24 protein-coding genes and 1 tRNA gene are annotated in these 26,785 nt (G+C 64.4%); 9 read left to right on the top strand and 16 right to left on the bottom strand.

The window, feature by feature from the left end:
* Position 1 precedes the first annotated feature (1 nt).
* Positions 2 to 2,380, top strand: a complete 2,379-nt coding sequence (gene ppsA / locus I2487_RS09765; RefSeq protein ID WP_207171893.1) for a phosphoenolpyruvate synthase — start codon at positions 2 to 4, stop codon at positions 2,378 to 2,380.
* Positions 2,381 to 2,399: 19 nt separating this feature from the next.
* Here ppsA and I2487_RS09760 read toward each other — a convergent pair whose 3' ends face one another.
* The 7 genes from I2487_RS09760 to I2487_RS09730 all read right to left on the bottom strand — a co-directional run bounded on the left by I2487_RS09760 (position 2,400) and on the right by I2487_RS09730 (position 9,521).
* Complete coding sequence (locus I2487_RS09760; RefSeq protein WP_345941392.1) at positions 2,400 to 3,071, bottom strand: BON domain-containing protein; 672 nt, start codon at positions 3,069 to 3,071, stop codon at positions 2,400 to 2,402.
* Between the two features lie 113 nt (positions 3,072 to 3,184).
* Positions 3,185 to 3,871 (bottom strand): BON domain-containing protein, encoded by a 687-nt coding sequence (locus I2487_RS09755; protein ID WP_207171895.1) that lies wholly within the window; start codon positions 3,869 to 3,871, stop codon positions 3,185 to 3,187.
* A 290-nt stretch (positions 3,872 to 4,161) separates the two neighbouring features.
* Entirely contained in the window at positions 4,162 to 5,163 is a 1,002-nt protein-coding gene (locus I2487_RS09750; protein WP_207171896.1) for a universal stress protein, read from the bottom strand.
* Positions 5,153 to 5,587 (bottom strand): Hsp20/alpha crystallin family protein, encoded by a 435-nt coding sequence (locus I2487_RS09745; RefSeq protein WP_207171898.1) that lies wholly within the window; start codon positions 5,585 to 5,587, stop codon positions 5,153 to 5,155. The genes I2487_RS09750 and I2487_RS09745 overlap by 11 nt, the downstream gene beginning before the upstream one ends.
* A gap of 146 nt (positions 5,588 to 5,733) precedes the next feature.
* A complete protein-coding gene (locus tag I2487_RS09740; RefSeq protein ID WP_207171900.1) occupies positions 5,734 to 6,186 on the bottom strand; it encodes an Hsp20/alpha crystallin family protein in 453 nt (150 codons plus the stop codon).
* A 71-nt stretch (positions 6,187 to 6,257) separates the two neighbouring features.
* A complete protein-coding gene (locus I2487_RS09735) occupies positions 6,258 to 6,926 on the bottom strand; it encodes a BON domain-containing protein (RefSeq protein ID WP_207171902.1) in 669 nt (222 codons plus the stop codon).
* An 828-nt stretch (positions 6,927 to 7,754) separates the two neighbouring features.
* Complete coding sequence (locus tag I2487_RS09730) at positions 7,755 to 9,521, bottom strand: helix-turn-helix domain-containing protein (RefSeq protein WP_207171904.1); 1,767 nt, start codon at positions 9,519 to 9,521, stop codon at positions 7,755 to 7,757.
* A gap of 133 nt (positions 9,522 to 9,654) precedes the next feature.
* Here I2487_RS09730 and I2487_RS09725 point away from each other — a divergent pair, with 133 nt between their 5' ends.
* From I2487_RS09725 to I2487_RS09690, 8 genes are all read left to right on the top strand, one after another.
* Entirely contained in the window at positions 9,655 to 10,773 is a 1,119-nt protein-coding gene (locus tag I2487_RS09725; protein ID WP_207171906.1) for a zinc-binding dehydrogenase, read from the top strand.
* 2 nt (positions 10,774 to 10,775) lie between these two features.
* The gene (locus tag I2487_RS09720; protein ID WP_207171908.1) at positions 10,776 to 12,173 is read left to right on the top strand and encodes a solute carrier family 23 protein; all 1,398 of its coding nucleotides are present in this window, start codon (positions 10,776 to 10,778) and stop codon (positions 12,171 to 12,173) included.
* Between the two features lie 27 nt (positions 12,174 to 12,200).
* Positions 12,201 to 13,712, top strand: a complete 1,512-nt coding sequence (locus I2487_RS09715; protein ID WP_207171910.1) for an NAD-dependent succinate-semialdehyde dehydrogenase — start codon at positions 12,201 to 12,203, stop codon at positions 13,710 to 13,712.
* A 138-nt stretch (positions 13,713 to 13,850) separates the two neighbouring features.
* Positions 13,851 to 14,519, top strand: a complete 669-nt coding sequence (locus I2487_RS09710) for a cyclodeaminase/cyclohydrolase family protein (RefSeq protein ID WP_207171912.1) — start codon at positions 13,851 to 13,853, stop codon at positions 14,517 to 14,519.
* Between the two features lie 9 nt (positions 14,520 to 14,528).
* Positions 14,529 to 14,948, top strand: a complete 420-nt coding sequence (locus I2487_RS09705) for a DUF3054 domain-containing protein (protein ID WP_207171914.1) — start codon at positions 14,529 to 14,531, stop codon at positions 14,946 to 14,948.
* Between the two features lie 129 nt (positions 14,949 to 15,077).
* A complete protein-coding gene (locus I2487_RS09700) occupies positions 15,078 to 16,265 on the top strand; it encodes an alcohol dehydrogenase catalytic domain-containing protein (RefSeq protein ID WP_207171916.1) in 1,188 nt (395 codons plus the stop codon).
* A 61-nt stretch (positions 16,266 to 16,326) separates the two neighbouring features.
* Positions 16,327 to 17,217 (top strand): SDR family oxidoreductase, encoded by an 891-nt coding sequence (locus I2487_RS09695; protein WP_207171918.1) that lies wholly within the window; start codon positions 16,327 to 16,329, stop codon positions 17,215 to 17,217.
* Between the two features lie 45 nt (positions 17,218 to 17,262).
* A complete protein-coding gene (locus tag I2487_RS09690; protein ID WP_207171920.1) occupies positions 17,263 to 17,520 on the top strand; it encodes a DUF7218 family protein in 258 nt (85 codons plus the stop codon).
* 148 nt (positions 17,521 to 17,668) lie between these two features.
* Here I2487_RS09690 and I2487_RS09685 read toward each other — a convergent pair whose 3' ends face one another.
* The 9 genes from I2487_RS09685 to I2487_RS09645 all read right to left on the bottom strand — a co-directional run bounded on the left by I2487_RS09685 (position 17,669) and on the right by I2487_RS09645 (position 26,785).
* Positions 17,669 to 19,348 (bottom strand): catalase, encoded by a 1,680-nt coding sequence (locus I2487_RS09685; RefSeq protein WP_207171922.1) that lies wholly within the window; start codon positions 19,346 to 19,348, stop codon positions 17,669 to 17,671.
* A 154-nt stretch (positions 19,349 to 19,502) separates the two neighbouring features.
* Positions 19,503 to 21,101, bottom strand: coding sequence for an NAD-dependent epimerase/dehydratase family protein (locus I2487_RS09680; RefSeq protein WP_207173037.1), 1,599 nt, complete (start codon positions 21,099 to 21,101; stop codon positions 19,503 to 19,505).
* A 61-nt stretch (positions 21,102 to 21,162) separates the two neighbouring features.
* Positions 21,163 to 22,152, bottom strand: a complete 990-nt coding sequence (locus I2487_RS09675) for an aldo/keto reductase (RefSeq protein WP_207171933.1) — start codon at positions 22,150 to 22,152, stop codon at positions 21,163 to 21,165.
* Positions 22,153 to 22,361: 209 nt separating this feature from the next.
* A tRNA-Ala gene (locus I2487_RS09670) sits at positions 22,362 to 22,437 on the bottom strand.
* Positions 22,438 to 22,575: 138 nt separating this feature from the next.
* A complete protein-coding gene (gene rsfS / locus I2487_RS09665) occupies positions 22,576 to 22,947 on the bottom strand; it encodes a ribosome silencing factor (protein ID WP_207171935.1) in 372 nt (123 codons plus the stop codon).
* A gap of 11 nt (positions 22,948 to 22,958) precedes the next feature.
* Entirely contained in the window at positions 22,959 to 24,356 is a 1,398-nt protein-coding gene (locus I2487_RS09660) for a hypothetical protein (RefSeq protein WP_207171937.1), read from the bottom strand.
* A gap of 127 nt (positions 24,357 to 24,483) precedes the next feature.
* On the bottom strand, positions 24,484 to 25,080 hold the full coding sequence (gene nadD / locus I2487_RS09655) for a nicotinate-nucleotide adenylyltransferase (protein WP_518523717.1): 597 nt from the start codon (positions 25,078 to 25,080) through the stop codon (positions 24,484 to 24,486).
* Between the two features lie 60 nt (positions 25,081 to 25,140).
* Entirely contained in the window at positions 25,141 to 25,326 is a 186-nt protein-coding gene (locus I2487_RS09650) for a hypothetical protein (RefSeq protein WP_207171941.1), read from the bottom strand.
* A gap of 55 nt (positions 25,327 to 25,381) precedes the next feature.
* Entirely contained in the window at positions 25,382 to 26,785 is a 1,404-nt protein-coding gene (locus I2487_RS09645) for a glutamate-5-semialdehyde dehydrogenase (RefSeq protein WP_207171943.1), read from the bottom strand.

Here is a 26,785-nt window from a genome sequence, read left to right as displayed (position 1 = left end):
GATGGTCAATATTCTCTGGTTCGAGGACATCACCCTCGCCGATATGGCCGCTGTGGGCGGGAAGAATGCCTCATTGGGAGAGATGGTGAGTCATCTTTCTGCCGCGAGGGTTCGGGTGCCAGGAGGCTTCGTCACCACAGCCGATGCCTACCGGACTTTTCTTGCTGAGGGCGGGCTCGACCAGAGGATCTGGTCTGCCCTGGAGGCACTGGAGATCGACGATGTGGGAGAACTTGCTCGCGTCGGCGCCCAGATTGGTGCGTGGATCCAGGACCAGCCTCTCTCGGAAGGGCTGGAGCACGACATCCGCGCGGCGTACACCAGGCTGATCGCTCGAGATCCCGACCCGGAGGGTGTGACCTGGGCGATTCGTTCCAGCGCGACAGCAGAGGATCTGCCGGACGCGTCCTTCGCAGGCCAGCAGGAGACCTATCTCAACATCGGTGGGGTGGAGAACCTGCTCTCCGCGATTCGGAGGGTGTTCGCCTCGCTCTACAACGACCGCGCGATCGCCTACAGGGTGCACCACGGATTCGCCCACCACGAGGTGGCACTCTCGGCCGGGATCCAACGCATGGTCCGTTCCGATATCGGAACCTCCGGAGTGATGTTCACTGTGGACACCGAGACCGGATTCGAGGAAGCGGTGTTCATCACCAGCGCTTATGGACTCGGTGAAGCTGTGGTTCAGGGAGTGGTGAATCCTGATGAGTTCTACGTCTACAAGCCTGGTCTGCGGCGCGGAGACGAGGCCATTCTGAGCAGAACACTCGGCGAGAAGGCGGTGGCCATGCGGTATTCCTCGGGGTTGAGCCTGGAGAGCAGCACGGTGCTCGAAGACGTGCCGTCTGCCGATCGCTCCCGGTTCTCGATCACGGATGCGGAGGTCATGGAGCTGGGCCGCTGCGCCCTGGCGATTGAGGATCACTACGGTCGGCCCATGGACGTCGAGTGGGCGCGCGATGGAGTCGATGGACGCATCTACATTCTTCAGGCGCGCCCGGAGACCGTGGTGTCCCACACGACGCGACAGCAGCTGCGGCGTTTTGTCCTGCATGGCCGGGGGAAGGTTCTGACCAGCGGGCGCGCGATCGGACAGCGCATCGGAGCCGGCCCGGTGCGGGTTCTCCGTTCCCCTGCGGACATGCACCTCTTCCAACCCGGTGAGGTGCTCGTTGCCGAGGTCACAGACCCCGACTGGGAACCCATCATGAAGCGAGCATCGGCGATCGTCACCGAACGTGGAGGTCGCACCTGCCACGCAGCGATCCTCGCGCGCGAGCTGGGACTGCCCGCCGTGGTCGGGACCGGCGATGCCACGACGATCCTGGCCGATGGTCATCATGTGACGGTCTCCTGCACGGAGGGAGACAACGGCATGGTCTACGCCGGGGCCCTTCCCTTCGAGGAGGTCGTCACAGACTTGGACCAGCTTCCGGTGCCTCCGGTGAAGATCATGATGAACGTCGGGACCCCCGACAGGGCGTTCTCATTCTCCCAGCTTCCGCACCACGGGGTCGGACTGGCTCGCATGGAGTTCATCATCAACCACCAGATCGGTGTGCATCCACGCGCCCTGCTGGCACGTGACGCCTTACCGGATCAGCTGGGCAAGGAGATTGATCGGCGGGTCCAGGCCTATGGGTCACCCAGGGAGTTCTTCGTGCGCAGGGTCGCCGAGGGGGTTTCGACCATCGCCGCAAGCTTCGCTCCGGAACGGGTCATCGTGCGCTTCAGCGACTTCAAGACGAATGAGTATGCCAGGCTCCTCGGCGGTGAACTCTATGAGCCGCAGGAGGAGAACCCGATGCTGGGTTACCGCGGTGCTTCCCGATACCTCTCCGAGGACTTCCGCGAATGTTTCGCCATGGAGTGCCAGGCGCTGCGGTTCGTTCGCGAAGAGATGGGCCTGCAGAACGTCGCCGTCATGGTTCCCTTCGTCAGGACCGTCGAAGAGGCCCGAGGGGTCGTCGAGCTTCTGGCCAGTCACGGGCTTCGTCGTGGAGAAGACGGCTTAGAGGTCATGATGATGTGCGAGGTGCCCAGCAATGTTCTGCTCGCCGACGAGTTCCTGGAACACTTTGACGGGTTCTCCATAGGGTCGAATGATCTGACTCAATTGGTGCTCGGGGTGGACCGCGGTTCGGATCTGGTGTCCTATCTCTTCGATGAGCGCGATCCAGCAGTGCTCAAGATGCTCACCAGCGTGATCGACGCATGTCGGTCGCAGGGTAAGTATGTGGGGATCTGTGGGCAGGGCCCCTCAGACCATCCGGACCTTGCGCGGTGGCTGGTCGCCCAAGGCATCGAGTCGATATCGCTGACACCTGACACGGTGGTGCAGACCTGGGTCGATCTGACCCGGAAGGCTGATCGATAGCCGGTCACCGGGAGTGGGGTCAGGAGGGGTGGACCTCGAGATAGTTCTCGACTTCAGTCACATGGGGAGAGGACCATGCCGCTGCGAGAGCCTGCTTCTTCTCCGCCCAGGACCGCACCTTTCCGGTCAGTGTGACCGTGTTGCCCTGAACGGTGACCGTGATGTGTTGCGCGTCGAGTTGAGCATTGCGCACCAGCGCTCGTTGGATGCGTTCGGCTGCGTCTTCCGAGGAAGGCCGTGCGGCCAGTCTGACGCGGTTCTCCACGTGTTCCACGCCTCGAAGGTACTGGATCGACCTTTGGGCGGCTTCGCGCTGGAAGTGCCAGTCGACTTCCCCCGTGAGGGTGACGTTGGCCCCCTTGATCTCAGCCTTCACGGCGTTAGGCACATTGCTGGACCAGGACAGGGCGCGTTCGATGTCCCGAGCGAGATCTGTCTCGGTGAGATCCAGGGGCGCCTGAGAGCGTACGGTGAGCTCGTCGACCAGGGTTGTCACGCTGTGGACCCGCAGAGCGGCCCGTTTCGCGGCGAGGAACTCCGAGTAGGTGTCGACTTCTCCGGACAGCGTGACGGTCCCATCCTGGACGGCGACCCCGATGCCGGCGGCGTCAAGATCGCGAGTCCACTGGAGTTCTTCTCGAACGGCGTTCTGCAGGTCCAGATCGCGGTCCGGAGTCTTGGCGATGCGCACGGGAGCAGTCCTTTCGTGAAACCGAGAATTGCACCATGTCGAAGGTCCAGCAACCCCGGTGGTGCAGGGATGTGTTGTGAGCGAGGCGGCCGCTGCTCTGGCTGATGCTTCAGTCAGGAGGGACGAACCACCAGGCGGTTATCGACCTGTGTCACGCTTGGGCATCCCCAGGTCGCTGAACCAGCTTGCTCCGATGCGGCCAGGGAGGAGACATAACCCGTGAGCACCGCCGTATGGTCGATGACCGTCGCGGTGATGCGGCCTGCGTCGAGCTGTGGATGACGCTCCATGGCGTCCCGCAGCTGCTGCTCAGCGTTCTCGACCGGAGTGCGTGTGGTGAGGTGGATTAGGTTCTCCACCGATTCCACGCCCCTGAGGTCCTGGACCGCTCGATGGGCTGCTCGACGCTGGAAATCCCAGTCCACCTCTCCCGTGAGGGTGACGTGACGGTTCAGCACCCGAGACCTGACCGTTCTCGGGACGGTTGTGGACCACGTCAGAGCGTGATCCACAATTCTTCGGATGTCGGCATCGGTCACCCAACGGGAGTTCTCGGCTTGCACCATCACTTTGTTGATCGCCGAGGTGACTCCGCGGACGCGCGTCATGGCACGGCCCACGGCGAGCAATTCGGCGTAGGAACCGACGACTCCCGAGGCCGTCACCGCTGAGTGTTCTACGTGGATCTCTATCCCCGAGGCATCCAGGTCCGGGGACCACGAAAGTTCCGCTTGTACCGCAGGTTTCAGCGCGCGGTCTGTGGGAACCTTCATGGCCGATATGGGTGAAACGCGTTGCATGGACGAACTCCTCGAATCTGTGTCGCTGGGGCGAAGCAAACTTCAGTGTGGGCGGGGACCTCCGAGCCGGGTAGGGCCACAGGTCTCACTCACGTCTGGTGGGCTGTGTTTCCCGGACGGGTCAGGACGGGTCGGGACAGGGGAGGCGAGAGCCAGGACGACCGAGGCGGCACGCAGGGTCGACCAGTGGTTCGGAATTCTGCCTCCTCTTCACATACAGTCCTCGCACCCCTCTCGTGGATTCCGAGAACCCAGGTGATCAGCGTGAGATCGGTCAGGTGCTGGCAGGTCTACCGGATGGGTTCTGGCTGGTCGCTGAGCCGGTCGTCCTGGAGGTCCGGAACAACCATGACCGGACCGGCGGCCCGCAGGAGCACCCCGCGGGAGACGGACCCCAAGAGCACGCCGGTGAACACGCCGTGCCCTCTGGTGCCGACCACCACAAGCTGGGCGTCGTTGGTGGCCTTGGTCAGCTGCGCCACGGCGTCACCGGGCTTCACCGCGGCGGTGACATCCAATCGGGGGTAGTGGCCAAGCAACCATGCAACCTCTGCACGGAGAGACTGCTCCAGCTGGGACTGCCTGCGGTTGATCACCCCCTGGTCGATGGGGTCCAGCTCTGGGTACCAGTCCAACCAGCCCTCCAGTGAGGGCAGCGTCATGAGCAGATGCAGCGTCGCATCACGGTCCTGCGCCGCTCGGGCCGCGTGCAGGGCGGCGACTCTGCTGTGCTCAGAGCCATCGATGCCGACCACTACCGGTCGTGGGTCTTCCCGGGGGGTGAAACGCGCGGCCCCCTCCGTGTCGTTCGGCGCGGACTCTCCGGAGACCACGATGACGGGGCACTGGGCATGGGCGGGCAGCCCTGTGGCCACCGACCCTCTGATCTTGCCGAGAAACCCGCCCCGTCCGCGGGCTCCGACGATCACCAGCTGCGCCACGGTGGACAGCTCCCGCAACACGACAGTGGCGTCTCCGCGCTCGATTCGGAAGTTCACTCGTCCTGGATAGCCCTGTAAGTGATCCCGGGCATCGCTGAGAACCTTCTTGGCCGCATCGCCGGGGACCTCGTCTTTGAGCTTCGGCGGCAGGGGAGCGGTGGAGACCGGGAGCGAGGTGCCTGATGCGGTGACCACGGTCAGCACGCGTCCGCTTCGTTGCGCCTCCAGCGCGCCATAGTCCAGTGCCTGCATAGATTGGGCGGATCCGTCGAAGCCGACGATCACATCCAGGTCCCGGGCTGCCGGGTCGAAGACGATGGGGCGGGGTGGGGCGTGCGGATCAATGTTCATAGAATTCCTCCAGAGCGGCGGGTGATGGGCGAGGGGTGACGCTGTCGGGCTCGCCCAAGGGGATGGTCACTCGCAGAGTCCCGTCATGGAAGTCCGCGCAGATGAAGTCTTGCTGGGCGCCGGCGGGCAAGGTGACCCTGCGGTAGAAACTGCTGCTGCCCCGGACCAGGTACTGCGTGTCCTCGCCGTCGGCATGGTGTTCTGCTCGGATCAGAAGATCTCCCTGGTGGACGTCGATGGTGATGTCGGGGGAGTCGAAGTTGGGCAGCATCGCCTCAATGACGAGTCCTTCACCGGGTTCCTCGTGGATGTGAATGCTGTGCAGCTTTCCGCGCAGGGCACGGAGAATGACGTCTTCTGGTAGGTCGCAGCGCGGTACTTCGGCGCCCGTGATGGGATCACGTCGCACGAGTGTCTCTGCCATGGAGGTTTCCTTAGTCTTCACAGTGGGACGATCTCCACCGTCTTGGACGAGCGCCAAGCTGGTGGGCCCGATGCATGCTTGGCCGGTTGGTGGATGCGCCGGCGTGAACCGCCGCGCACAGCCAGCCGGCCGGGAGATCCGATGGCTCAGCTCTCCTCAGGCGCGGACTCTCCGTTGTGGCCACCGGTGATGGGAATCCGGGTGGGGACCGAGAGTTCCTTCAGCGGCACGGTGACTTTCAGGACCCCGTCGTCAAAGCTCGCATTGATCCGCTCGGTCTCTGCTTGCTCCGGGAGGTCGATGCTGCGATAGAAGCTGCTGCTGCTCTCCCGGATCACGTACTTCTTCTTCTTGTCCTCATCGTGTTCGTGACGTTCGGCTTGGATCACCAGGGCGCCCTGCCCGAGGTTGACGGTGACGTTCTCCTCTTCGAAGTTCGGCAGGTGCGCCTCGATGACAAGTTCTCTGTTGTCGTTGGTGTAGACATCGGTGGTGGGCAGCTTGCCGAGCCGCCCGCGCAGCGGACCGTCGTCGAAGAGCTCCCGGCGGAGGCTTTCGAAGCCGGCGAACGGGTCGAAGCGTACGAGGGTGTGTGTCATGGTGTGTCGTCCTTCTGTTGAGGCTGAGGCTGAGGTTGAAGGTTGAAGGTTAGAAGTTTCGAGGGGAGTGCTCAGTGGGCGTGTACGTCGAGACGGTCATCGACATGGACCACGTCCGGTGAGGACCAGGCTGTTGTTCGGGCCTGCTTCTTCTCCGCCCAGGACCGCACGTGGCCGGTGAGGGTGGCTGTGGTCCCGGTGAGTGTGGCGGTGATGTGAGTGGCGTCGAGTTGGGCGTTGCGGCTCAGCGCGTTTCGTATCCGGCGGACCGCCTCTTCAGAGCAGGGCCGCGCGGTGAGGCTGATCTGGTTGACCACGGTATGGATGCCGCGCAGGTGCGCGATCACATGCTGGGCCGCTTCGCGCTGGAAGTCCCAGTCGACTTCACCGGTCAGGGTGACGTTGGCTCCGTCGATCTGGGCCCTGACGGTCGGTGGCACATTGGAGGCCCAGGTCAATGCGCATTCGATCTCTTCAGCGATCTCGGCCTCATTCAGATGCCGTGGCATCTTGGGCCGGACGATGAGCTCATCAACGATGTTCGACACTCCGTGAACCCGCATGGCAGCCCGTTTTACCGGGAGGTACTCCGAGTCCGCGACCTCTCCGGAAAGCGTGACGGTGGAGTCGTGGACGGTGACTCCGATGCCGGCGGCCTTGAGGTTCGGCGTCCAATGCAGCTCCTCCAGGACTGCGGACTGAAGCTGCAGGTCCTGGGAGGCGGTCGTCAGGGTGCTCATCGCGGGTAATCCCTTCGCAGTGCATCAGGTCACATGCGGGACACGCAGAGACGTCTGGTCAGTTCAAGGACGCGCAGGTCTTGCTCGGCACAGAGGATGAATCCGCGTGACGGGTCCCGACCGAACCGGGGCTACAAGGTCCGCGCGTTCCGGCCCGCGATGTTGCGGGCCTGACTCCACCATGAGCTCCGGTGAGGAGTTGTCCCAGGGTCATTGGTCCCACCGTTCGTCCGAGCTGGCCGGAAGGCGACGACGTAGTTGTAGTCAACGCAGACTCGGTGATCTCCGCCGACGAGTCGCGAGACCGTCGAGTGATTCCCGGCCGCCGCGGAATCTCAGCGGCCTGCAGCAGTGGCGTGAGGTTCAGCACCGGACGGTCCCAGCCGCTCAAGGGGACGAAGTTGTTCACCGGCAAGGAACGGATGTGGACGGCGGATGCGGTGGCACAACATACGAGTTCCCACAGCGTGTGCACCACTCTCACTAAAGCGCCGATAATCTACATTATGTCAGGTTGCAGTTGCCGACCCATGCCACAGGGCGCCAATCCGCGAGCCGGTGATCTGACTGTGGCCTCTCGTCTGCGACGGAGGCCGCGCTGCACAGCAGAGCTCCCCGTTGCAGCGACGGACACCTATGGATGCTCGGACCTCGTCTTCGAGGTCCAGTCATTGATACCTCGCAGGGGGCATTTCAACGCCTTGACTCGCTGGCGCGCGACCAGCCGCACTCGGAGATCGTGGATCCGCTCCCCTGGCACGCTCTTCGACTCGTGGTGCTGCACAGCACGGCTGACCGGGCAGACCCCGAAAAACCCCGCGCCCAAACTTAGCGACTACCTGCGGCCGGGGAATGCCACCACGCCCGCAATGCCAGGTGCACATCCAATGCTCGAGGGGCGCGGTCCCATCCTGGGGCCATCAACTTCTCGATAGTGCGAAGACGTTGAGTGACGGTATTTCGATGGACGAAGAGGGACTCTGCCGTGCGGTCGATGCGCCTATCGCAGTCAAAGAATCTCAGTGCAGTCTCCGACAGCGAGGTCCCCCTGGCCTCGTCATAATTGATCAGCGCACGCACTCCCTCAGCGAGATCGACCGTGTCAGACTCCTGCGCAAGATGGATCACGGTCCCCACCAAGCCGACCTCGGCTGAATCAATCACTCCAGTCTCACCGGCGTATTCGAGTACGGACAATGCCGCCTGCGCCTGCCTGAAGGTGCTTGGCAGGCCAGTGATGTCAGGCATAGGACCCGAGACCGCTGCCAGCAGTCCCATTCCCCGGCTCTCCTCCAGGGACGCGAGACTCTGTATCCACTCCCGATCGGTGAAGATCACACACAGATCATCCTGCGCGGGGGCGAGGAATCGCGTGCCGCTCAGCTGCCGAAGTGTGCGTTGGAAGTCTCGCTCGAAGACCTGTGGGTGACGTATCAGTGCAACCGATACAACCTCCCTCGAGGTCAGCCCCCACGGGCGAAGCCTCCGATCTAGTCGCGCCGGAGGAATCGGGTCTCCGGAGAGCAGCTCTTCAAACACATCGACCTGCATGCGATGCTGCGCATCCTCCTCGGCCTGGACGAATAACAGCGCAAGAGCGCAGTGGACTGCCGAGCGTTCAAGCAGCAGCTGCTGACTGGAAGTCAGCTCGGCAGTCGTGAAGAGGAAACCCAGCAGGCTTCGACCGCTGCGTACTGCCGCGACTGTCCCGACGACGTTTTCGTCGGGGCCCCGTAAGTGCTGGGCGCGTCCGGTACCTGCGGCGGAGTCCAACGCCTGCCGTGGGTCTCTGCCGAGTGTCCAGACTAGCTGCTGCGGGTCAACACCCCGCGTCGACTCGGCAGCCCAAGGCGAGCCCATGGAGACCGCTCGCCCCATCTCGTCGAGCAGAATGATTGCACCTCCTAAAGCTGCGGCCGTCACACGCAATACGCCGTCTTCGTCGTTCCCCTCGAGAAGCTGGTGCATGAGTTCATCATCGAACTCGGCCGTCCGCCGCAGCGAGAGGACCTCCTGCAGGCTCTCCTTGTTTCGTCGAGTGAGAGCTTCCGCGTCTTCCAGCGCTTGAGCATATTTCTGGGCATTGTCCAAGGCGATGGCGGCATGGGTGCCCAAAGAGCTGACCATGTCCACCTCACCAGGGCTGAACACCCGTGGAGTGCGTTCTGCGGCGAGTAGGGCGCCGATCACTCGCCCACGGACCAGCACTGGCACGCCCATGATGGTTCGCACGCCCTCTGCCGCCACGATCTCGTCGATGCGCGCGATGTGTGGCACCGAATCGTCCTTCAGGTAATCAGTGGTCTGGTAGGGCGCGACGCCGGAGGCCACCAGGCCCAGGATGCCGGTGCCTATCGGCATGCGGATGGTGCGGTACTCGCTTGTCAGCACGCCATCCGATTGCCGGATATAGGTCTCCCCCGTGGCGTAGTCGTTGAGACTGATGTAGGCCATGTCGGATCCCATCAGTTTTCGGGCATGTCGCACGATCGACATGAGAACTGCCTCCACGTCCTGGAGGCTGGACAGTTCTGCCGTGATGTCGAGAAGGGCCTGTAGGAATGCTTCCCGGTTTCCGGCTTGAATGTCAGTCATGCACATACCTTATGTCTGATTATGGTGACTAAAACCACACACTGTGGTGGATTCCCTTCCCAAATGCTGGTTATATCACCCAGAGACGTGATGACAATCACACGCTTCCGATGAAGGGGAAGAAGAGACTCTCATGCGCATCACTGGTGCAGTCCTGGAAGAAGTCGGCCGTCCCGGTCCGTACGCCCACACCCGTCCGATCACCGTTCAGAGCCTGGAGCTGGAGGGTCCGGGACCCTCGGAGCTCTTGGTCCGCATTGAAGCTGCAGGGGTATGCCATTCGGACCTCTCAGTGGTCAACGCCGACCGTCCGCGACCAGTCCCGATGTTGCTGGGACACGAGGCCGCAGGGATCGCCGAAGCGGTCGGCAAGGACGTGGTGGACGTACCGGTGGGTCAACGTGTGGTCATGACCTTCCTGCCGCGCTGCGAGAACTGCGAGAACTGTGCGGCCGGGGGCCAGCTCCCCTGCACCCCAGGTTCGCGGGCCAACAATGACGGCACCCTCCTCTCCGGAGCCCGCAGGCTCAGCCGCAACGGTGAGACGGTTCATCACCATCTAGGCGTCTCCGGGTTCTCCACCTACGTCGTGGTCGATCGTGCCACGGTGGTCCCTGTCGGCGCTGATGTCCCGCCTGCGGTAGCCGCGGTGCTGGGCTGTGCGGTCCTGACCGGCGGCGGCGCCCTCATCAATGCTGCTGAACCCGCAACAGGGCAGAGCGTGATGATTGTTGGCCTCGGCGGTGTCGGCATGGCCGCACTGCTGACCGCGCTGGCCGAGGGATGCCCGCGTGTGATCGGTGTCGACATGTCAGAGGACAAGCTCGCGATGGCCCGTGCCATGGGAGCCCACGAGGTGTACACCCCTCAAGAGGTCGAGGATCAAGAGATCCGGGCCCACCACGCGATCGAATGTGCCGGCAATCCCCTGGCCTTGGAAACAGCCTTCCGCGCCACCAAGCCCGGTGGCCGCACCGTGACCACCGGATTACCCAACCCCTCTGCTACCGCCACGATCTCACCACTGACCATCACGTCAGAGGCCCGAACCATCATCGGATCCTACTTGGGGTCTTCGGTGCCCAGTCGTGACATCCCGCACTACGAACAGCTCTGGCGCGAGGGCAGATTGCCCGTTGAGAAGCTCATCACCTCCCGCATCCGTCTTGAAGACATCAACCAGGCCATGGACGACCTGGCCGCCGGTCGTGCCGTGCGTCAGGTCATCGAATTCGAAGAGCAGGGAGAGTAGTCATGTCCGACACCGTCAAGAGTGCGGGGCCGACCCCTGAAGAGGATGACCCGCAGGGCCCAGCGCCCTCGCCCCACTGGAAGGCCGGACCCTTCGAAGTTCGGCTTCCTTTCAAGCATTACCGCATCGAATGGCCCGACTACACCCAGGGGTTGTTCATGTGCGCCGTCGACCTGGCGGCCATCCCGCTCATGGTCAGCCTTCTCGGCATGCCCTTCGAAGTAGCTCTGGCAGTAGTCCTGATCAACGGTCTTCTCTACCTGACCCATCACATGCTCGGGGACCCGGTGGTGCCTGGCTGGATCACTCCCGCCATTCCCCTCGTGATGGTGTACTGCGAAACCTTTCCCGAGGGCGAAGAGCGAATCCACGCGCTCATCTCTTTCCAGATTCTGCTGGGACTCTTCTCCATCATGCTTGGAGTCACCGGTCTGGCGCGGCGTGTGGTCACAGCCATTCCTTCCGCGATCAAAGCTGGGGTGCTCATGGGCGCAGGAATCGCTGCCGTCCAGCGCATCTTCGGTGAAGGAGGGGAGTTCCATGATTTCCCCATCACCATCACTATCGCCGTAGGACTAGCGTTCTTCCTCATGTATTCACGCGGCTTCGCGTCCTGGCGCGCCCGCAACAGATTCGCCATGCAGATAGGCAAGCTGGGGGTGCTTCCCTGCATCTTGGTCGCCGTAGTAGTCGCTCCCCTCGCTGGAGAGGCGGAATGGTCTGACGTGGAATGGGGCATCATCCAACCAGACTTCATGACCCTGTGGCGCGAATACACGGTCTTCGGCCTCGGGCTGCCCCCAATGTCGATGTTCCTCATGGCCATCCCGACGGTGCTGGCCACCTACATCGTGGTCTTCGGGGATTCACTGCAGGCAGATGCGGTCATCAAAGAGGCAGACAAGGCTCGGCCCGACCAGAACGTGGAATACAACCCTGACCGGGCCCACATGATCTTCGGCGCCCGCAACACGCTGATGGGAGTCATCGGTCCCGATGTCGCCATGGCCGGACCCGTCTGGGCTGCCATGCAGGTGGTCATCTCCGAGCGCTACAAAGAGGGCAAGAAGGCGATGAAGAACCTCTACGGGGGCATGGGGTCCTTCCGTTGGGGCACCAACACCGGACTCCTTCTGCTGCCCATCGTCACGCTCGTAGAACCGATCCTCGGAGTGGCGTTGGCCTTGACCCTGCTCATTCAAGCTTTCGTCAGTGTGCGCATCGGCATCATGCAAGCTCGCAGCCAACGTGATCTAGGAATCGCAGGTGTGACCGCGGGCGCCCTGGCGCTCATGGGAGCGGGCTGGGGACTCGCCGTCGGAATCTTGCTGTGCGCAGTCATCTACGGACGCCAGTTCTTCGTGGGCGAGGACGATGGGACCTTCGCGAAGCAGGACTGAGCCAGGAACTATTTGAAAGGCATGAGAATGAGCACTGGGAACACGACCAAGTCGGCGACCACTACCCAGGAACGCGTCGACGCCGTACTCGCGAAAACCCCGACCGGACTCTTGATCAACGGAGAATGGCGGGCATCCTCCGACGGTTCCACCTTCGACGTGGAGAACCCAGCCACCGGTCATACCCTCGCCACGATGGCCTCGGCCACCGCTTCTGATGCTCAGACGGCCATGGACGCCGCCGCAGACGCCCAAGGGTCCTGGGCGCAAACACCTACACGCATTCGGTCCGAGATCCTGCGTCGAGCATTCGAACTCGTCCGAGACCGCGCCTCAGACCTGGCCCTGCTCATGACTCTGGAAATGGGCAAACCCCTGGCGCAGTCACGTGGCGAGGTCACCTACGGTGGGGAGTTCCTGCGCTGGTTCTCCGAGGAAGCGGTCAGAGACTACGGCCGCTACGCGCACTCCCCCGAAGGGAATCTGCGCATGCTGATCACCCGTAAGCCAGTGGGCCCCTGTCTGTTGATCACTCCCTGGAACTTCCCGCTGGCGATGGCGACCCGCAAAGTCGCCCCGGCCGTGGCCGCCGGGTGCACCATGGTGCTCAAACCGGCCGCACTGACGCCCCTGACATCCAACTATTTCGCTCAGATCATGATTGACGCGGGGTTGCCTGCTGGCGTCCTCAACGTGACCTCGACAGACTCGGCTGCGGCCATCTCCGAGACGATCATGGCCGATCCACGTCTGCGAAAGGTCTCGTTCACCGGGTCCACCGCAGTGGGCAAACACCTCATGAAGATGGCAGCTGAGAACGTACTCCGGACATCCATGGAACTGGGCGGCAACGGACCCCTGATCGTGTTCGAGGACGCCGACATCGACAAGGCAGTCTCCGGAGCCATGGCGGCAAAGATGCGCAACATGGGTGAAGCCTGCACTGCGGCCAATCGTCTCTTGGTCCACGAATCACGCGCTGAAGAGTTCGTGGCCAAGCTTGCGGAGAAGATGTCCGCGCTGAACCTGGGCTCCGGCATCGATGACGGTGTCGACGTGGGCCCTCTGGTGGAAGCCAAAGCTCGAGACTCGATGGAGTCGCTCGTCGCTGACGCTGTGGATCGAGGCGCAGATGTAGTGGTCGGAGGTCGACGCGCTGACGGTCCTGGATACTTCTTTGAACCGACGCTGCTGCGAAACGTTCCACTGGAGGCTCGCGTATTGCGCGAGGAGATCTTCGGCCCCATCGCTCCGGTGCTTACTTTCAGTGACGAGGACGAGGCAGTGGCTCTAGCGAACTCCACTGAGTACGGTCTGGCATCGTACGTGTTCACCGAAGACATCTCTCGTGGGCTGCGTATCGGTGATCGTATGGAATTTGGACTGTTGGGCCTCAACGTCGGCAACATATCCAACGCGGCGGGTCCCTTCGGTGGGGTCAAGCAATCGGGTCTGGGTCGCGAAGGTGGGGCTGAAGGTATCTCTGAATACACGACGACCCAGTACGTCGGAGTCGAGAACCCCTGGAGCGCCGCGTGAACGTGCATTGTGGAGTCTTCGCCCAGAGACTCTCGAAATCAGTGACCCGTAGTCCCCGTGCTGAGAGGGGAACTGGTGCGGATCACCGCCCCTCGTTCAGTGGCGCGGTTCGTTCTTCCTGTAGTACAGACTGGACCCATGACTGACGCAGAAGAGATCACCACGCAACGTTCGACCGTCGATGAGTGGACCGAGGGCCTGGCCCAGTCTACCGGCTCCCCGGGCGGTGGCGCCGGCGCCGGAGTGATGCTCGGCATCGCCGCGTCGCTGACTTCCATGGTCGCCGGATACACCGAGGCTGACCCCGAACGCCGAGACCGCCTGAGGGCCATCCTGACTCGATCCGAGACGCTGCGGCAGTCGGCTCTGCACCTGGCCGACGACGACGCCACCGCCTCTCGCGCGTTCGGCGCTGCCTTCACGCTGGAGAAGGGCCCGGAGCGCGAGGAGGCGATCCGCGAGGCCGCCATCGGCGCGGCGCAGACCTCGGCCGAGCTCGGCGACCACGCCGTCGCCGCCATCGAGGACCTCTCCTGGCTGGCAGAGCACGGCAAGCGAGCCGTGATCGCCGACGTCGTCGTCGCCTTCGGGGCCCTGCGCGCTGCGGTCGCAGGCGCACGGACCAACGCGAGCTTTGACCTTGCGACGCTGAAGTCCTCGGGCTCCACTCTGGAAGAGATCCACGACCAGCACCCCAGGCTGTGGAACAGCGTCGAGACATTGACGGCGGCGATCGAGCGCATCGATGCCTGCACGGCCTCGATCGATCATCGGGCGGCCCCGACCCACGCCGATTCCGCGACCTAGACTCAGCACATGCACTCCTCCCCTGCCCCGCAGCCAGTCCCGACCCGCCGGGCCGCACTCCCCTGGCTGTTGCTGGTCCTTGACGGCCTCTTGGTCGTCGGTTTTGCCGCGCTGGGCAATCGCTCACATGAGGGCGGCCTCGCCCTGCTCGACGTGATGGGCACCGCAGCTCCGTTCCTGCTCGGACTCCTGGTCAGCTCACTGGCCGTGCGTTTCTGGCGCAGCCCCTCGCGACTCTGGCCGGACGCCGTCGTGGTGATCCTCGGCACCGTGGCACTGGGCATGTCGGTGCGCGTGCTCAGCGGCGGTGGAGGGACGGAATGGTCCTTCATCCTGGTGGCACTGGGCGTGTTGGGGGTGCTCCTCGCGGGCCGTCGATGGGCCACCGGACGGCTGCTCGCGCCTCGCCACGAGAGGCTTGCCGGTTAATCTCATGCTGGCGTTCAGCCAGCGTCAAGGTGAAACTCGATAGCGTAGGCGTGTAAGGGTGAGCAAGGCAGTGACGTCTGACGTTTGAGCCTTGACTCGCCTACCGACAGACTTCTGAGGAGACACCGCGTGAAAGCAGTGACATGGCAGGGCCACCACAAGGTCAGTGTGGAGACCGTCCCGGATCCACAGATCCAGCAGGCCAACGACGCCATCATCGAAGTCACCTCCACCGCGATCTGCGGTTCCGACCTCCACCTCTACGAGGTGCTCGGCCCGTTCATGACCCCCGGGGACATCCTGGGCCATGAACCTATGGGCCGTGTGGTCGAGGCGGGTCCCGACTCGAACCTTGCCACCGGTGACCGAGTGGTCATCCCGTTCCAGATCTCCTGCGGCAGCTGCTTCATGTGCCAGCGCGGCCTGCAGACCCAGTGTGAGGTCACGCAGGTCCGCGAGCAGGGCATGGGTGCCGCACTCTACGGCTTCTCCGCCATGTACGGGGCCGTCCCGGGCGGTCAGGCCGAGTACCTGCGGGTGCCCCACGCCGACTACAGCCCGATCAAGGTCGGCAACGAGCTCCCGGATCACCGCTACCTCTTCCTCTCCGACGTCATCCCCACGGCCTGGCAGGGCGTGGCCTACACCGGGCTGAAGAGCGGTGACAGCATCGCGATCATCGGACTCGGTCCGATCGGGCAGTTCGCGGCACGGATCGCGAAGCACCACGGCATGAAGGTCTACGCCATCGATCCCGTGGCCGAGCGCCGCGAGATGGCCGCCCGCCACGGCGTCATGGTCTTCGACACCGGGGAGGAGTCGCTGAACCAAATCCGCGAGGCCACCGGTGGCCGCGGCCCCGACGGCGTCGTAGATGCTGTGGGCATGGAAGCCCACGGCTCCCCCGTCGCCAAGGCGGCGCAGATCTCCGCGCAGTTCGTGCCCGACGCAGTCGGCAAGGCGATGATGCAGACCGTCGGCGTGGACCGCCTCGCGGCACTGTACTCCGCCATCGATCTGGTTCGCCGCGGCGGCTCGATCTCACTGAGCGGCGTCTACGGCGGTGCCGCCAGCCCACTTCCACTGATCACCATGTTCGACAAGCAGATCACTTTCAAGATGGGTCAGGCCAACGTGAAGAACTGGGCCGACAAGATCCTGCCGCTTCTCGAGGACCCTGCAGATCCGCTGGGTGTGGACGACTTCATCACCCACACCCTGCCGCTGACCGATGCCCCTGGCGCCTACGAGATGTTTCAGAAGAAGGAAGACGGCTGCATCAAGGTCGTCCTGGACCCCACCAAGTCGGCGGTCTGATCGGGAACTTCAGCCTGGGCCGGCCCCTGGTCGGTCTCAACACAGTCGAAGGGATTCAGCCATGACGACAGATTCATATACCCAGCAGGACCCTCGGACCAAGTATCGCCACAGCGATCTTCCCGAGCAGGAACAGTCGGATCAGCCAGGGCTGACCGGCAAGACCGGGCCAGACCCGGATCACGGTGAACAGAGCTGGGTCGGCCACGGTCGACTCAAGGGCCGCAGGACGCTGATCACGGGCGGAGATTCCGGCATCGGTCGGGCGACAGCGATCGCCTTCGCACGTGAGGGATCGGACATCGCGATCGCCTACCTCCCGGAGGAGGAGGAAGACGCGCAGGTCACGGCGCAGCACGTCCGGGATGCAGGCCAGAAGTGCGCGACCTACCCGGTGGACCTCACCGAGGAGGAGAGCGCCGTCGGGATCGTGCGGCGCACCGTGGAGGACCTCGGGGGCATCGATGTGCTGATCCTCAACGCGGCGTATCAGCGGGCGCGGGACGGCATCGATGTGGTGCCGACCGCCGAGGTGCGCAAGGTCTTTGAGACCAACCTCATTGCGCACATCGTGGTCACCCGTGAGGCAGTGCCGCATATGAATCCCGGTGCCTCGATCATCGTCACGACATCGATCCAGGCGGTCGAGCCCAAGGCTCCCCTGTTCGACTATGCGATGTCCAAGGCCGCACAGGTCGCGTTCATCGAGTCGATGGCCGGGGAGCTCGCGGAGAAGGGCATCCGGGTCAACGGTGTGGCGCCAGGACCGATCTGGACCCCGCTGATTCCAGCCACCGGGTTTGATGGTGTGGCTCAGTTCGGTCAGGACACTCCCCTGGGCCGGCCAGGACAGCCCGCGGAGCTGGCCGGGGCGTATGTCTACCTCGCCAGCGAAGAGGCCTCCTACGTCTCCGGCTCGGTCATTCCGGTCACCGGCGGCAAGGGCTTCTGAACCGCAGCACCGCAGAGCAGCACGAGACGGGGAAGGATCGCAGAGATGGCACGTTCGAGCGTGAAGGACGAGGAGCTCTACGAACGCCTCCGCGAGGAGGGAAACTCCAAGGAGAAATCCGCCCGCATCGCCAACGCCGCTGCCAAGGAAGGCCGCAGCAGCGAGGGCGAGAAGGGCGGGGAGGCGTCGAACTACGAGGACCGGACCGTGGCGCAGCTGCAGGATCGCGCCAAGGAGCTTGGCCTCAGCGGGTACTCGCAGATGAACAAGGATGAGCTGATCGACGCACTGCGCAACCACTGAGCCGCTTTCGGGGCAGACGATTCCTGGCTGAGCCGAGGTTTCGCCGCAGGGCGACTTAACGCAGAGTAAAACACACAGCAATGGCCGGGAACCTTGCAGGGTTCCCGGCCATTGTCATGTCGGCCTCAGGTGGCGAGTCTAGGACTCATCACTTGCTGTAGCTGGGGCTTCCGAGGTTGCCGGCGAGAACGTCCTCGCCGGAGGCCTGGCGGTTCTCCACGGACGCGGTCCAGGTCCCCCACTGCTCGGGATCGATGGTGTCGCCGTTGTTGCCGAGGTTGGCGAGGCGCTGCTCCTCCTCCTCGGTGAAGTTCTGCACCGCCAGCGGCTTCAGGTGCTTGACGTCATCGACGGTGAGGCCGATGTTCTTCGCGATCCGCTGACCGTAGTCGTCGTGGATCATGAAGAAGTGCCAGACGATGCGCTCCTGCACGTCGCGCTCCGACTGCTCCAACATGCCGGTGAGCACGTTGATCAGCTCATCGCGCTCCCAGTCCATGATGGTGTTGTAGCGGCCTCGGGCCTGCAGGTAGTCGTTGCGGCGATCCAGGTTCGCCTGCACCAGCTTCCCGCCCACGGCCGGAGCGTTGTTCGGCTGCGACTCCGGGGACTCGTGCAGTCCGTTATGGATGGAGGGCTCGTAGTTCACGTGCGGGTTCTGCTCAGGGTGTACGTCGTTGCCGAAGGACATCAGCCCGCCGCGCTGGTTCGTGTAGACCTGCCCATCGCGTCCCTTGGGCTGGTTGACGGGCAGCTGCAGGTAGTTGGGACCCACACGGTGGCGCTGAGCGTCTGAGTAGGAGAACGTCCGCCCCACCAGCATCTTATCGTCCGAGAAGTCCAGACCGTCGACCAGGACACCGGTGCCCATGGCGATCTGCTCGTTCTCGTTGTGGTGGTCGCCGACGTTGCGGTTCAGCGTCATGACGCCGATCTTGCGCAGCGGGAACTGATCCTCGGGCCAGATCTTGGTGTCATCCAATGGATCCCAGCCGAGCTCAGGGTGCTCGTGGTCTTCCATGATCTGGACATGGACGTCCCACTGCGGGAAATCGCCGCGTTCGATCGACTCGAAGAGGTCCTTCGAGGCGTGGCCGAGGTCCTGGCCCTGGACCTTGGCCGACTCAGCCTCGGTCATCGAGGCGACGCCGGCGCGCGGGTGGAAGTGGTACTTCACCAGCACGGTCTCACCCTCGGCGTTGACCATCTTGTAGGTGTTGACGCCGAAGCCCTCCATGTGGCGGTAGGTCGCCGGGATGCCGCGCGGGCTGAAGAGGTGGGTCAGCATGTGCATCGACTCGGGAGTCTGGCTCATGAAGTCCAGGATCCGGTTGGGCTCCTGGCGGAAGGTGATCGGGTCCGGCTTCAGCGAGTGGATCACGTCGGGGAACTTGATCGCATCGCGGATGAAGAACACCGGAAGGTTGTTGCCGACCAGGTCCCAGTTGCCGTCTTCGGTGTAGAACTTCACGGCGAAGCCGCGGGGGTCCCGGGCGGCCTCGGAGGAGTCACGGCCACCGATGACGGTGGAGAAGCGGATCGCCAGATCGGTCTTCTTGCCGGCTTCCTGGAAGAGCTTTGCGCGGGTGTACTTCGATGCCGGCTCGTCACCGATCATCCCCGTGGCCTCGAACTCGCCGTAGGCGACGAAGCCGCGGGCGTGGACCACACGCTCCGGGATCCGCTCCCGGTCAAAGTGGCTGATCTTCTCGAGGAACTGGTAGTTCTCCAGCGTGGCGGGCCCGCGGTTGCCCACGGTGCGCTGGTTCTGGTTGTTGGTGACAGGGTGACCCTGTCGAGTGGTCAGGATCGGATCGGTCTGTGCCAATTCGCTCTCCTTCTCGCTGAGGCGAGATCCCTTGCGCCTGACGCAGGCATCAGCGGATCTCACCGGCCCGACATGTGGCGGGCAGACTTATCTTGTGGACTCTTCGACCTTAGCAAGATCGAGATGTTATTACGAGTAATTCAGAACTACGTGCTCAGCGTGTCTTTTCGAAGGTATCGCGGTCTCGACGGAAGGCGCGGTGCCGGGCGTATTCGTGGACGGTCTCCAGCTGCTCGCGCTGCGCCTCTGCATCGTCGATCAGGCCCTGGAAGACCTGTGGGTCTACTCCAAGGGCCGCGGCATGGTCCTTCATCACGGACCATCCATGAAGCTTGCCGGTGACAGCAGTGATCATGACCTCCGCCTCGAGCACCAGCGTCGAGGGTGATCGACCGCCAGGGTGCCTGCCATTGGGTTTGAGCCGTCCCACCCGCTCCCCCAGCCAGGCGATGGTCGTGGATCCGGGTGGCGTCGTGAAGCCCTGGCGCTGGATGAGTTCCACCAGGAAGCCTCGTTCACGCGTGATGGCTTCAGCCACCTCGGAGATCTGAGGGAACACCGGCGTGTCCACGTAGTCCGCCGCCATGCGCTTGATCCGATTCGTTCCCGCCGTGGCACCGGCGAGATGGTCTGACATGTATTGGCGCAGCAGCAGGGCGTCCATCTCCTCACCGAGTTCGTGGTCGGTGGAAGGAAGCTCCGGCCGGTCCGCGGCGTCGATGTCCCGGGGGCGCAGCGGAACCGAGGGGGCGCCGACACCAGCGGCCATGCCCTGGACCAGCTCCTCGAGGGCCTGGGCCCCGGAATGCTGCGGCGCCCAGCCGAGCTCCTGCTTCGCTCGTGAGTTGTCCATCACCGGCACATGACGGCCCATATCCAGCCAGCCTTCATCTGCGGGGAGGATCCGGGCTCGATGGGCGGCCTTCATCAGTGGTCGCAGCGCGGCGGCCGGCAGTGGGAGGGCAATCCCCGGCGTCTTCTTCCCGGAGACGACCTTCGCGATGGCCTCACCGTCGAGGAGGTCGTCCGCGCAGACGTTGAACGCGCCCCGAGCCCCGAGTATGGCGGCCTGTGCGTAAGCGGCAGCCAGATCGTCTGCATGCACGGCCTGGGTGCGGATCCCACCGGGTACCGGCACCACCGGTGGGCGGAAGAGCTGCAGCAGCTGCACCGGTGCCAGATCTCCGGCGAAGTAGCGCTGGATCTCGGATCCTGCCTCACGCTGGAAGACCAGTCCGGGGCGCAGCCGTGCCAGAGAGAATCCAGGGTGCGCCTGGAGGAACTCATCCATGACGCGCTCCTGGGCCACCTTGTCCTGGCTGTAGTGCGACCCGGGAATGCCCTCGGTGGGCCACTGCTCATCGCGAGGGGTCGCGTCCTCGGCTGGTGAGTACACCCCGACCGAGGACGCGACGACGGCCTGGCCCACCCCCGCCAGTGCAGCGGCCTCCAGCACGTGCCGCGTCCCGTCCACGTTGACCCGGCGCAGCAGGCTCCGCTCGCTGTTGGGCTGGATCAGCCACGCCAGGTGGATCACGGCGTCACAGCCGGAGAGCGCCTCGGCGAGCTCCGGCACGACTTCGCTGTATTGGATGTCTGCGCGATGCCACTGGGCATCCGCGTAGGGAGCGGCGTCGGTGTCCGGGAGTCGTCGCGCGATGCCGAGCACGCTCTCGACCTCGGTACGGCCGTTCAGGTGCCGCAGCACCGCCGTCCCGACGTTGCCTGTCGCTCCGATGACGGCAATACGCATAGATCCTCCTGATCAGGGGTGTCTGTTCGGCGGTGTCTGCCAGGGGTGCCTCTTAGGCGGTCTACCAGCGGTCTTGGACCGAGGGGGCGATCTTATCGGCGTAGAGTTTCCGCACAGCGGCTCGGAAGTCATCGGAGAGCTGTGGTGCCGCGCCGGCCTCAGCATTGTGCTGGGCCTGTTCCGCATTGCGCGCCCCGGGGATGACGGTGCTCACGCCGGAGGACTGGACGATCCAGGCCAGGGCCGCGGTCGTGGGCTTGAGGCCCTCCTGTTGGGCAAGTTCGGAGAACTCCGCCGCTGCATCGACACCGGTCGCGAAGTCCACTCCGGAGAAGGTCTCGCCGATGTCGAAGGCCTCGCCAGAGCGGTTATAGCTGCGGTGATCCGAGGCCTCGAACGTGGTGTCCTTGGTGTAGCGGCCGCTGAGCAGTCCGCTGGCCAGCGGGACGCGAGCGATGATGCCCACTCCAGCTTCCCGTGCCGCCGGGAGCACCTTCTCCAGCGGCTTCTGCCGGAAGGCGTTGAGGATGATCTGCACCGAGGCCACATTGGGCCGGGCAATGGCGCTCAGGGCCTGATCCACGGTCTCGACACTGACGCCGTAGTGCGCGATGGCACCGGACTCCACCAAGGCATCCAGGCGATCGAAGACGGCGTCTGAAGCGAAGACGTCGTCGTTGGGGCAATGCAGCTGCACCAGATCGAGGGTGTCTCTCCCGAGGTTCTTCCGCGAACGGTCCACCCAGGCCTGGAAGTTCTCGGCCGTGGCGTGCTCCAGGCTGGGCTCTTCCGCGCGGCGGATCATCTTGGTGGCGACCAGACCCGTCCATTCGGGGTTCTTCGCCAGCCACTTGCCGATCAGCTGCTCGCTGAGTCCATCACCGTAGACGTCGGCGGTGTCGAAGATGGTGACGTCGTGCTCGGCTGCGGCATCCATGACGGCGTAGGCGTCTGCCTCCTCGACGCGACCGAAGTCCCCGCCGAACTGCCAGGTGCCGAGACCGATGGTGGATACTTCGCGGCCGGTGCGGCCAAGGACACGGTGCTGCATGAAGGGACCTCCGAGGTTGGGTGTGACGTCTGCCTCCTACCTTACTCCTGACCCAGGACACGTCTCGGGTGCCTGACTCGAAAGCGCCGTGCAGCTCCAGCCGCAGGTCAGATGCAGGTCAGGTGCAGGCCGACAGGAAGATCGAGGAGGACAGGGCTGGCATACGAAAAAGGTCCGGAGCCCTGTTGGACTCCGGACCTGCTTCGCTCTGGTGGAGGTAAGGGGATTCGAACCCCTGACCTTCCGCATGCCATGCGGACGCGCTACCAGCTGCGCCATACCCCCAGATCATCACCCCGGATCAGCGTCTGCGCCGCGGCAACTCCCCTACTCTACTGTGAACCCGAATCGCTGCGCAAATCGGATCCCTTTCCCGGGAGAATCGCTCGGACCAGTCGCTGACCTGGGGTTATACAACCCAATCTACTGTGCGTCGGGGAGCTGCAGATCGACCTTGTCGACATCGGCGTAGAGCCGGTCGAGGCCATAGACCGCGCGCTCCTCCTCGTGCTGGACATGGACGACCATGTGTCCGTAGTCCAGCAGCACCCAGGTGCCGGTGCCTCGACCTTCCCTGCGCAGCGGCGAGGAGTCGTGGACCTCCTTGAGCTGTCGCTCGACCTCATCGACGATGGCGCCGATCTGCCGTTCCGAGGGCGCCGAGCAGACCAGGAAGGCGTCAGTGATGCCGAGCCGCTCCCCCACATCCAGCCCGACGATGTTCGTCGCAAGTTTGTCCGCTGCCGCAGAGGCAGCGGTGCGGAGTTCAGAGAGCACAAGTTCGGTGATAGCCATGACGTCCAAGCTTAGAGGATGAATGAGAGTACAACACCGAGCGCGACGATCAGCAGCACGACGAGGATGATCACGAGCCAGCCCATCATGGACTGACGCGCTCCCTGACGCGTGCTGTGTTCGACCATCGCGTCGATTTCGAGACCGTGCGCTCCTTGAGCGTGGATCGGTTCGATGGATCCGGTCGGGCGGTCAGTGGGTTCCGCGGGTTCATCGGATTCCATGTGCGCCCGCAGAGTCTTGCGGGTGATCACCTCGGACTCGGGCCGCAGTCGACGATGACGCTCTTTCGCGTCACGGTCGGCCTCGACCTGTTCCTGGCGCAGCCGTTCCTGGTTGGCCTGCATCGCCCGAGCCGCAAGTGCCTGCTGCTTCTTCAGCAGCTCTGGATCCACGCGGTTCGGGTCGTCGGTGGCGGCCAGCGCCTGGCTGAGCTCCTGCAGATCGGCGAGCTTGTCCTCGGAGAGCGCGGCGAAGTTCTCGGTCACCTCCAGGCTTCGGCGAGACTTCCGGGAGGCAGGCACCGGGGCCTCATCCTGGTCATCGAGCTCGGTGCCAGGAAGATCCTGCGGCCGTGAGGACTGCAGTTCAGGGGCGGGATCGGCCTCCGGGGTGTGGGTCAGCTCCGGCCGAGGGTCTGCCTCGTCCTCCGATGACGCCGCCACCTCGGAGTAGCCCCAGGAGTCGCCCTCGGGCTCGTCCTCGGATTCTTCCTCGACCGTCTCTCCGGCAGTCTCCTCTGGCGCTTCGGCTTCGGACCAGTCTGTCTCCGCCCGGTCCTCCGGCGCGTCGGACTCTTCGGTGCCGAAGAACTCGGCCTCTGCTGCTTCCTGAGTCTTCGCGAGTTCTGCTTCCGCGGCCGCTGCGGGTGCCGAAGCAGGTGTGGCGTCCGGACCGGAGGCGGCTGGCAGGGAGAATTCCCAGGAGGCGACAGGCGCTGAGCTGGAGCTGAGTCCGCTGGTGGACTCGGAACCCGTCGTGAACGCAGGAGCAGCACCGGCATCCTGGACTGCCTCCGAGGCCTGATCCGCTCCCGAGTCCTGGTCAGCCTCGGGTGTGAGATCCGTGCCGGAGTCGACGTCGGTGCCAGTCTCGACGGCGGCGTCAGTCTCGACGGCGGCGTCAGTCTCGACGGCGGTGCTGGGCTGGTCCTCGGTGCGGGACTCAACGTCTCCACGCGGGGATTCCTCACGGGATGCACCGTCATGCGCAGCAACGGGTGCAGGGGCCGCGGCTGCGTCGATGGCCGTGTCGATGGCCGGCTTCGGCGGGCGACGTCGTCCGGGACGCTTCTTGGCGAGCTCGGCCTCGCGCTTGCGGCGCAGCTCCTTGCGTGAGACCGGAAGGTACCGTGCGCGCAGATCATCGCCGCCTGAGGCGTCGTTCGGCTCGGTGTTCTCTGCGGTCATCCTGCGGCCTCCTGAGGTCCCTGGTCGGACAATGCTGTCCGAGCCGGAACATTGCCCTGGTTCAAAGTGGTCTCGACGGTGAAGAACGGGTGTCCATCGTATGCCGAGGCGTGAGCATCCGAGACGCTCAACGCGCGTGGTCTGCCGGATCTCGTTGGTACAGCCGGTGTTTGGCGATGTATTGCACGACCCCGTCGGGCACCAGGTACCAGACAGGTTTCTCGGCGCGGACCCTTTGGCGGCAGTCCGTGGAGGAGATCGCCATCGCGGGGATCTCCATCAGAGAGATCTCATTGGTCCGACCAAAGTCCTCGGAGATGTATCCGGGACGCGTCACCGACACGAAGTGCGCGAGCTCCCAGAGCTCATCGACGTTCTTCCACGACATGATCTGGGCCATGGCGTCGGCCCCGGTGATGAAGAACAGTTCAGCATCGGGATACATCTCACGGAAATCGCGCAGGGTGTCGATCGTGTAGGTCGCTCCCCCGCGGTCGATGTCCACCCGGGAGACGGTGAAGCGTGGGTTCGCCGCCGTGGCGACCACGGTCAACAGGTAACGGTGCTCGGCCGGCGCGACCTCGCGCCCGACCTTCTGCCACGGCTCCCCGGTGGGCACGAAGATGACCTCATCGAGCCCGAACTCGGTGGCTACTTCACTCGCCGCGACCAGGTGCCCGTGGTGGATGGGGTCGAAGGTACCCCCCATGATTCCCAGCCGCAGTCGACCTGGGGCTCGCTCTGAGGTCGCCGCGACGCGCGGGTGACGCTGCGCCAAGCGGGTTCAGTGATCGCCGTGCGGCGCGGCGGGCAGCTGGCGGCCCTTGCCGGCGAAGCTCACGGTGATCAGCAGCAGGAACATCAGGAGCGCGAACATGATCAGTCCGAACCAGAGCGCAGGGATCGGCAGAGCACTGGCCTCTTCGGCCTCGGCGCCCAGGACTGTGGCGATGACGTGCAGGTTGAGCATGCTTCTCCCTCGTATGGGATGAACGTGGATTGATCGGTCCCCAGTGTACGCGGAATCAGGCCCGGACCTGGCCCTCACCCCGGACGATCCACTTCGTGGTGGTCAGTTCGGCCATGCCCATGGGCCCGCGGGCATGCATCTTCTGCGTCGAGATCCCCACCTCGGCGCCGAGGCCGAACTGGCCGCCGTCGGTGAACCGGGTCGAGGCGTTGACGATCACGGCAGCGGCATCGACCTCGGCGACGAACCGGTCGGCGTTCGAGACCGAATCGGTCACGATCGCCTCGGTGTGGCCGGTGGAGTACCGAGTGATGTGCGTGATGGCCTCGTCGAGGGAGTCCACCACGGCGACCGCCAGCTCCAGGTCATGGTATTCGGTGGCGTAGTCCTCCTCGGTGACCTCGGTGACGGTGCCGAACTTCACCGGGTCCTCGGTGAGGCTCTCCGGCTGGGTCTCCGGCAGCCATTTGCGGGCTCGGGAGTCCACATGCAGGTTCACGCCGCTGCGCAGCAGTCCGCGCAGGACCTCCTGGCCGGCATCTGCGGCCTCGGCGTGGAGCAGCAGGGTCTCGGCCGCGTTGCACACGCTGGGCCGGGAGGTCTTGGCGTTGACCACGATGTTGCGCGCGGTCTCGGGATCGGCGTGGGCGTCGATGTAGATGTGCACGTTGCCCTCCCCGGTCTCGATCACCGGGACGCGGGAGTTCTGCACCACATGCTGGATCAGTTCCCGGCCGCCGCGCGGGATCAGCACATCGACGGAGCCGCGCTGAGCCATCAGCGCGGTCGCGCCCTCGCGGCCGAAGCTGTCGATGGACTGCACCGCGTCGACCGGCACCGCCGTGGTGCGCAGTGCGTCCCGGATGATGGCCAACAGCATCTCGTTGGTCTTCTGTGCGGCTGATCCGCCGCGCAGGATCACCGCGTTGCCGGACTTCAGTCCGAGCGCGGCGATGTCGATGGTGACGTTGGGGCGGGCCTCGTAGATCACGCCCATCACCCCGAGCGGGACGCTGACCTGGGTCAGGCGCAGGCCGTTGGGCAGCGTCCGGCCCTGCAGCACCCGGCCGACGGGGTCACTGAGCGCCATGATCTCCTCGACAGAGGCGGCGAGGGCCTCGATGCGCTCGTGGCTGAGCGCCAGGCGGTCCAGCAGCGAACGGCTGAGCCCGGCCTCACGACCCCGATCCAGGTCCTCCTGGTTCGCTTCGGTGAGCGAGGCGAAGGATTCGCGCAGCCCGGAGGCCACCGCCGCCAGGGTCCGGTCCTTGTGTTCGCGGTCCAGGCCGCGCAGTCCGCGAGATGCGTCGCGGGCGCGCTCGGCGACCGCACGGATGCCCTCCGCGATCTCCCCCGAGACCTCCTGGGAGTTCTCCCCCGAGACGTCCTGGACGCCCTCGGCGGCGGTGTTCTGCGCGGAGCTGGTCTCGGTCTGCTGGGTCTTCTGCTCTTCAGCCAT

This window comes from Nesterenkonia sp. E16_10, assembly GCF_017347085.1.
GTDB lineage: Bacteria > Actinomycetota > Actinomycetes > Actinomycetales > Micrococcaceae > Nesterenkonia.
This window is presented reverse-complemented; position numbering and strand designations above follow the sequence as displayed.

Coding starts and splice junctions, on each gene's coding strand:
- ppsA (WP_207171893.1), top strand. CDS start 2: ATGGTCAATATTCTCTGGTTCGAGGACATCACCCTCGCCGATATGGCC.
- I2487_RS09755 (WP_207171895.1), bottom strand. CDS start 3,871: ATGCAACGCGTTTCACCCATATCGGCCATGAAGGTTCCCACAGACCGC.
- I2487_RS09750 (WP_207171896.1), bottom strand. CDS start 5,163: ATGAACATTGATCCGCACGCCCCACCCCGCCCCATCGTCTTCGACCCG.
- I2487_RS09745 (WP_207171898.1), bottom strand. CDS start 5,587: ATGGCAGAGACACTCGTGCGACGTGATCCCATCACGGGCGCCGAAGTA.
- I2487_RS09740 (WP_207171900.1), bottom strand. CDS start 6,186: ATGACACACACCCTCGTACGCTTCGACCCGTTCGCCGGCTTCGAAAGC.
- I2487_RS09735 (WP_207171902.1), bottom strand. CDS start 6,926: ATGAGCACCCTGACGACCGCCTCCCAGGACCTGCAGCTTCAGTCCGCA.
- I2487_RS09730 (WP_207171904.1), bottom strand. CDS start 9,521: ATGACTGACATTCAAGCCGGAAACCGGGAAGCATTCCTACAGGCCCTT.
- I2487_RS09725 (WP_207171906.1), top strand. CDS start 9,655: ATGCGCATCACTGGTGCAGTCCTGGAAGAAGTCGGCCGTCCCGGTCCG.
- I2487_RS09720 (WP_207171908.1), top strand. CDS start 10,776: ATGTCCGACACCGTCAAGAGTGCGGGGCCGACCCCTGAAGAGGATGAC.
- I2487_RS09715 (WP_207171910.1), top strand. CDS start 12,201: ATGAGCACTGGGAACACGACCAAGTCGGCGACCACTACCCAGGAACGC.
- I2487_RS09710 (WP_207171912.1), top strand. CDS start 13,851: ATGACTGACGCAGAAGAGATCACCACGCAACGTTCGACCGTCGATGAG.
- I2487_RS09705 (WP_207171914.1), top strand. CDS start 14,529: ATGCACTCCTCCCCTGCCCCGCAGCCAGTCCCGACCCGCCGGGCCGCA.
- I2487_RS09695 (WP_207171918.1), top strand. CDS start 16,327: ATGACGACAGATTCATATACCCAGCAGGACCCTCGGACCAAGTATCGC.
- I2487_RS09690 (WP_207171920.1), top strand. CDS start 17,263: ATGGCACGTTCGAGCGTGAAGGACGAGGAGCTCTACGAACGCCTCCGC.
- I2487_RS09680 (WP_207173037.1), bottom strand. CDS start 21,101: ATGCGTATTGCCGTCATCGGAGCGACAGGCAACGTCGGGACGGCGGTG.
- I2487_RS09675 (WP_207171933.1), bottom strand. CDS start 22,152: ATGCAGCACCGTGTCCTTGGCCGCACCGGCCGCGAAGTATCCACCATC.
- rsfS (WP_207171935.1), bottom strand. CDS start 22,947: ATGGCTATCACCGAACTTGTGCTCTCTGAACTCCGCACCGCTGCCTCT.
- I2487_RS09660 (WP_207171937.1), bottom strand. CDS start 24,356: ATGACCGCAGAGAACACCGAGCCGAACGACGCCTCAGGCGGCGATGAT.
- I2487_RS09650 (WP_207171941.1), bottom strand. CDS start 25,326: ATGCTCAACCTGCACGTCATCGCCACAGTCCTGGGCGCCGAGGCCGAA.
- I2487_RS09645 (WP_207171943.1), bottom strand. CDS start 26,785: ATGGCTGAAGAGCAGAAGACCCAGCAGACCGAGACCAGCTCCGCGCAG.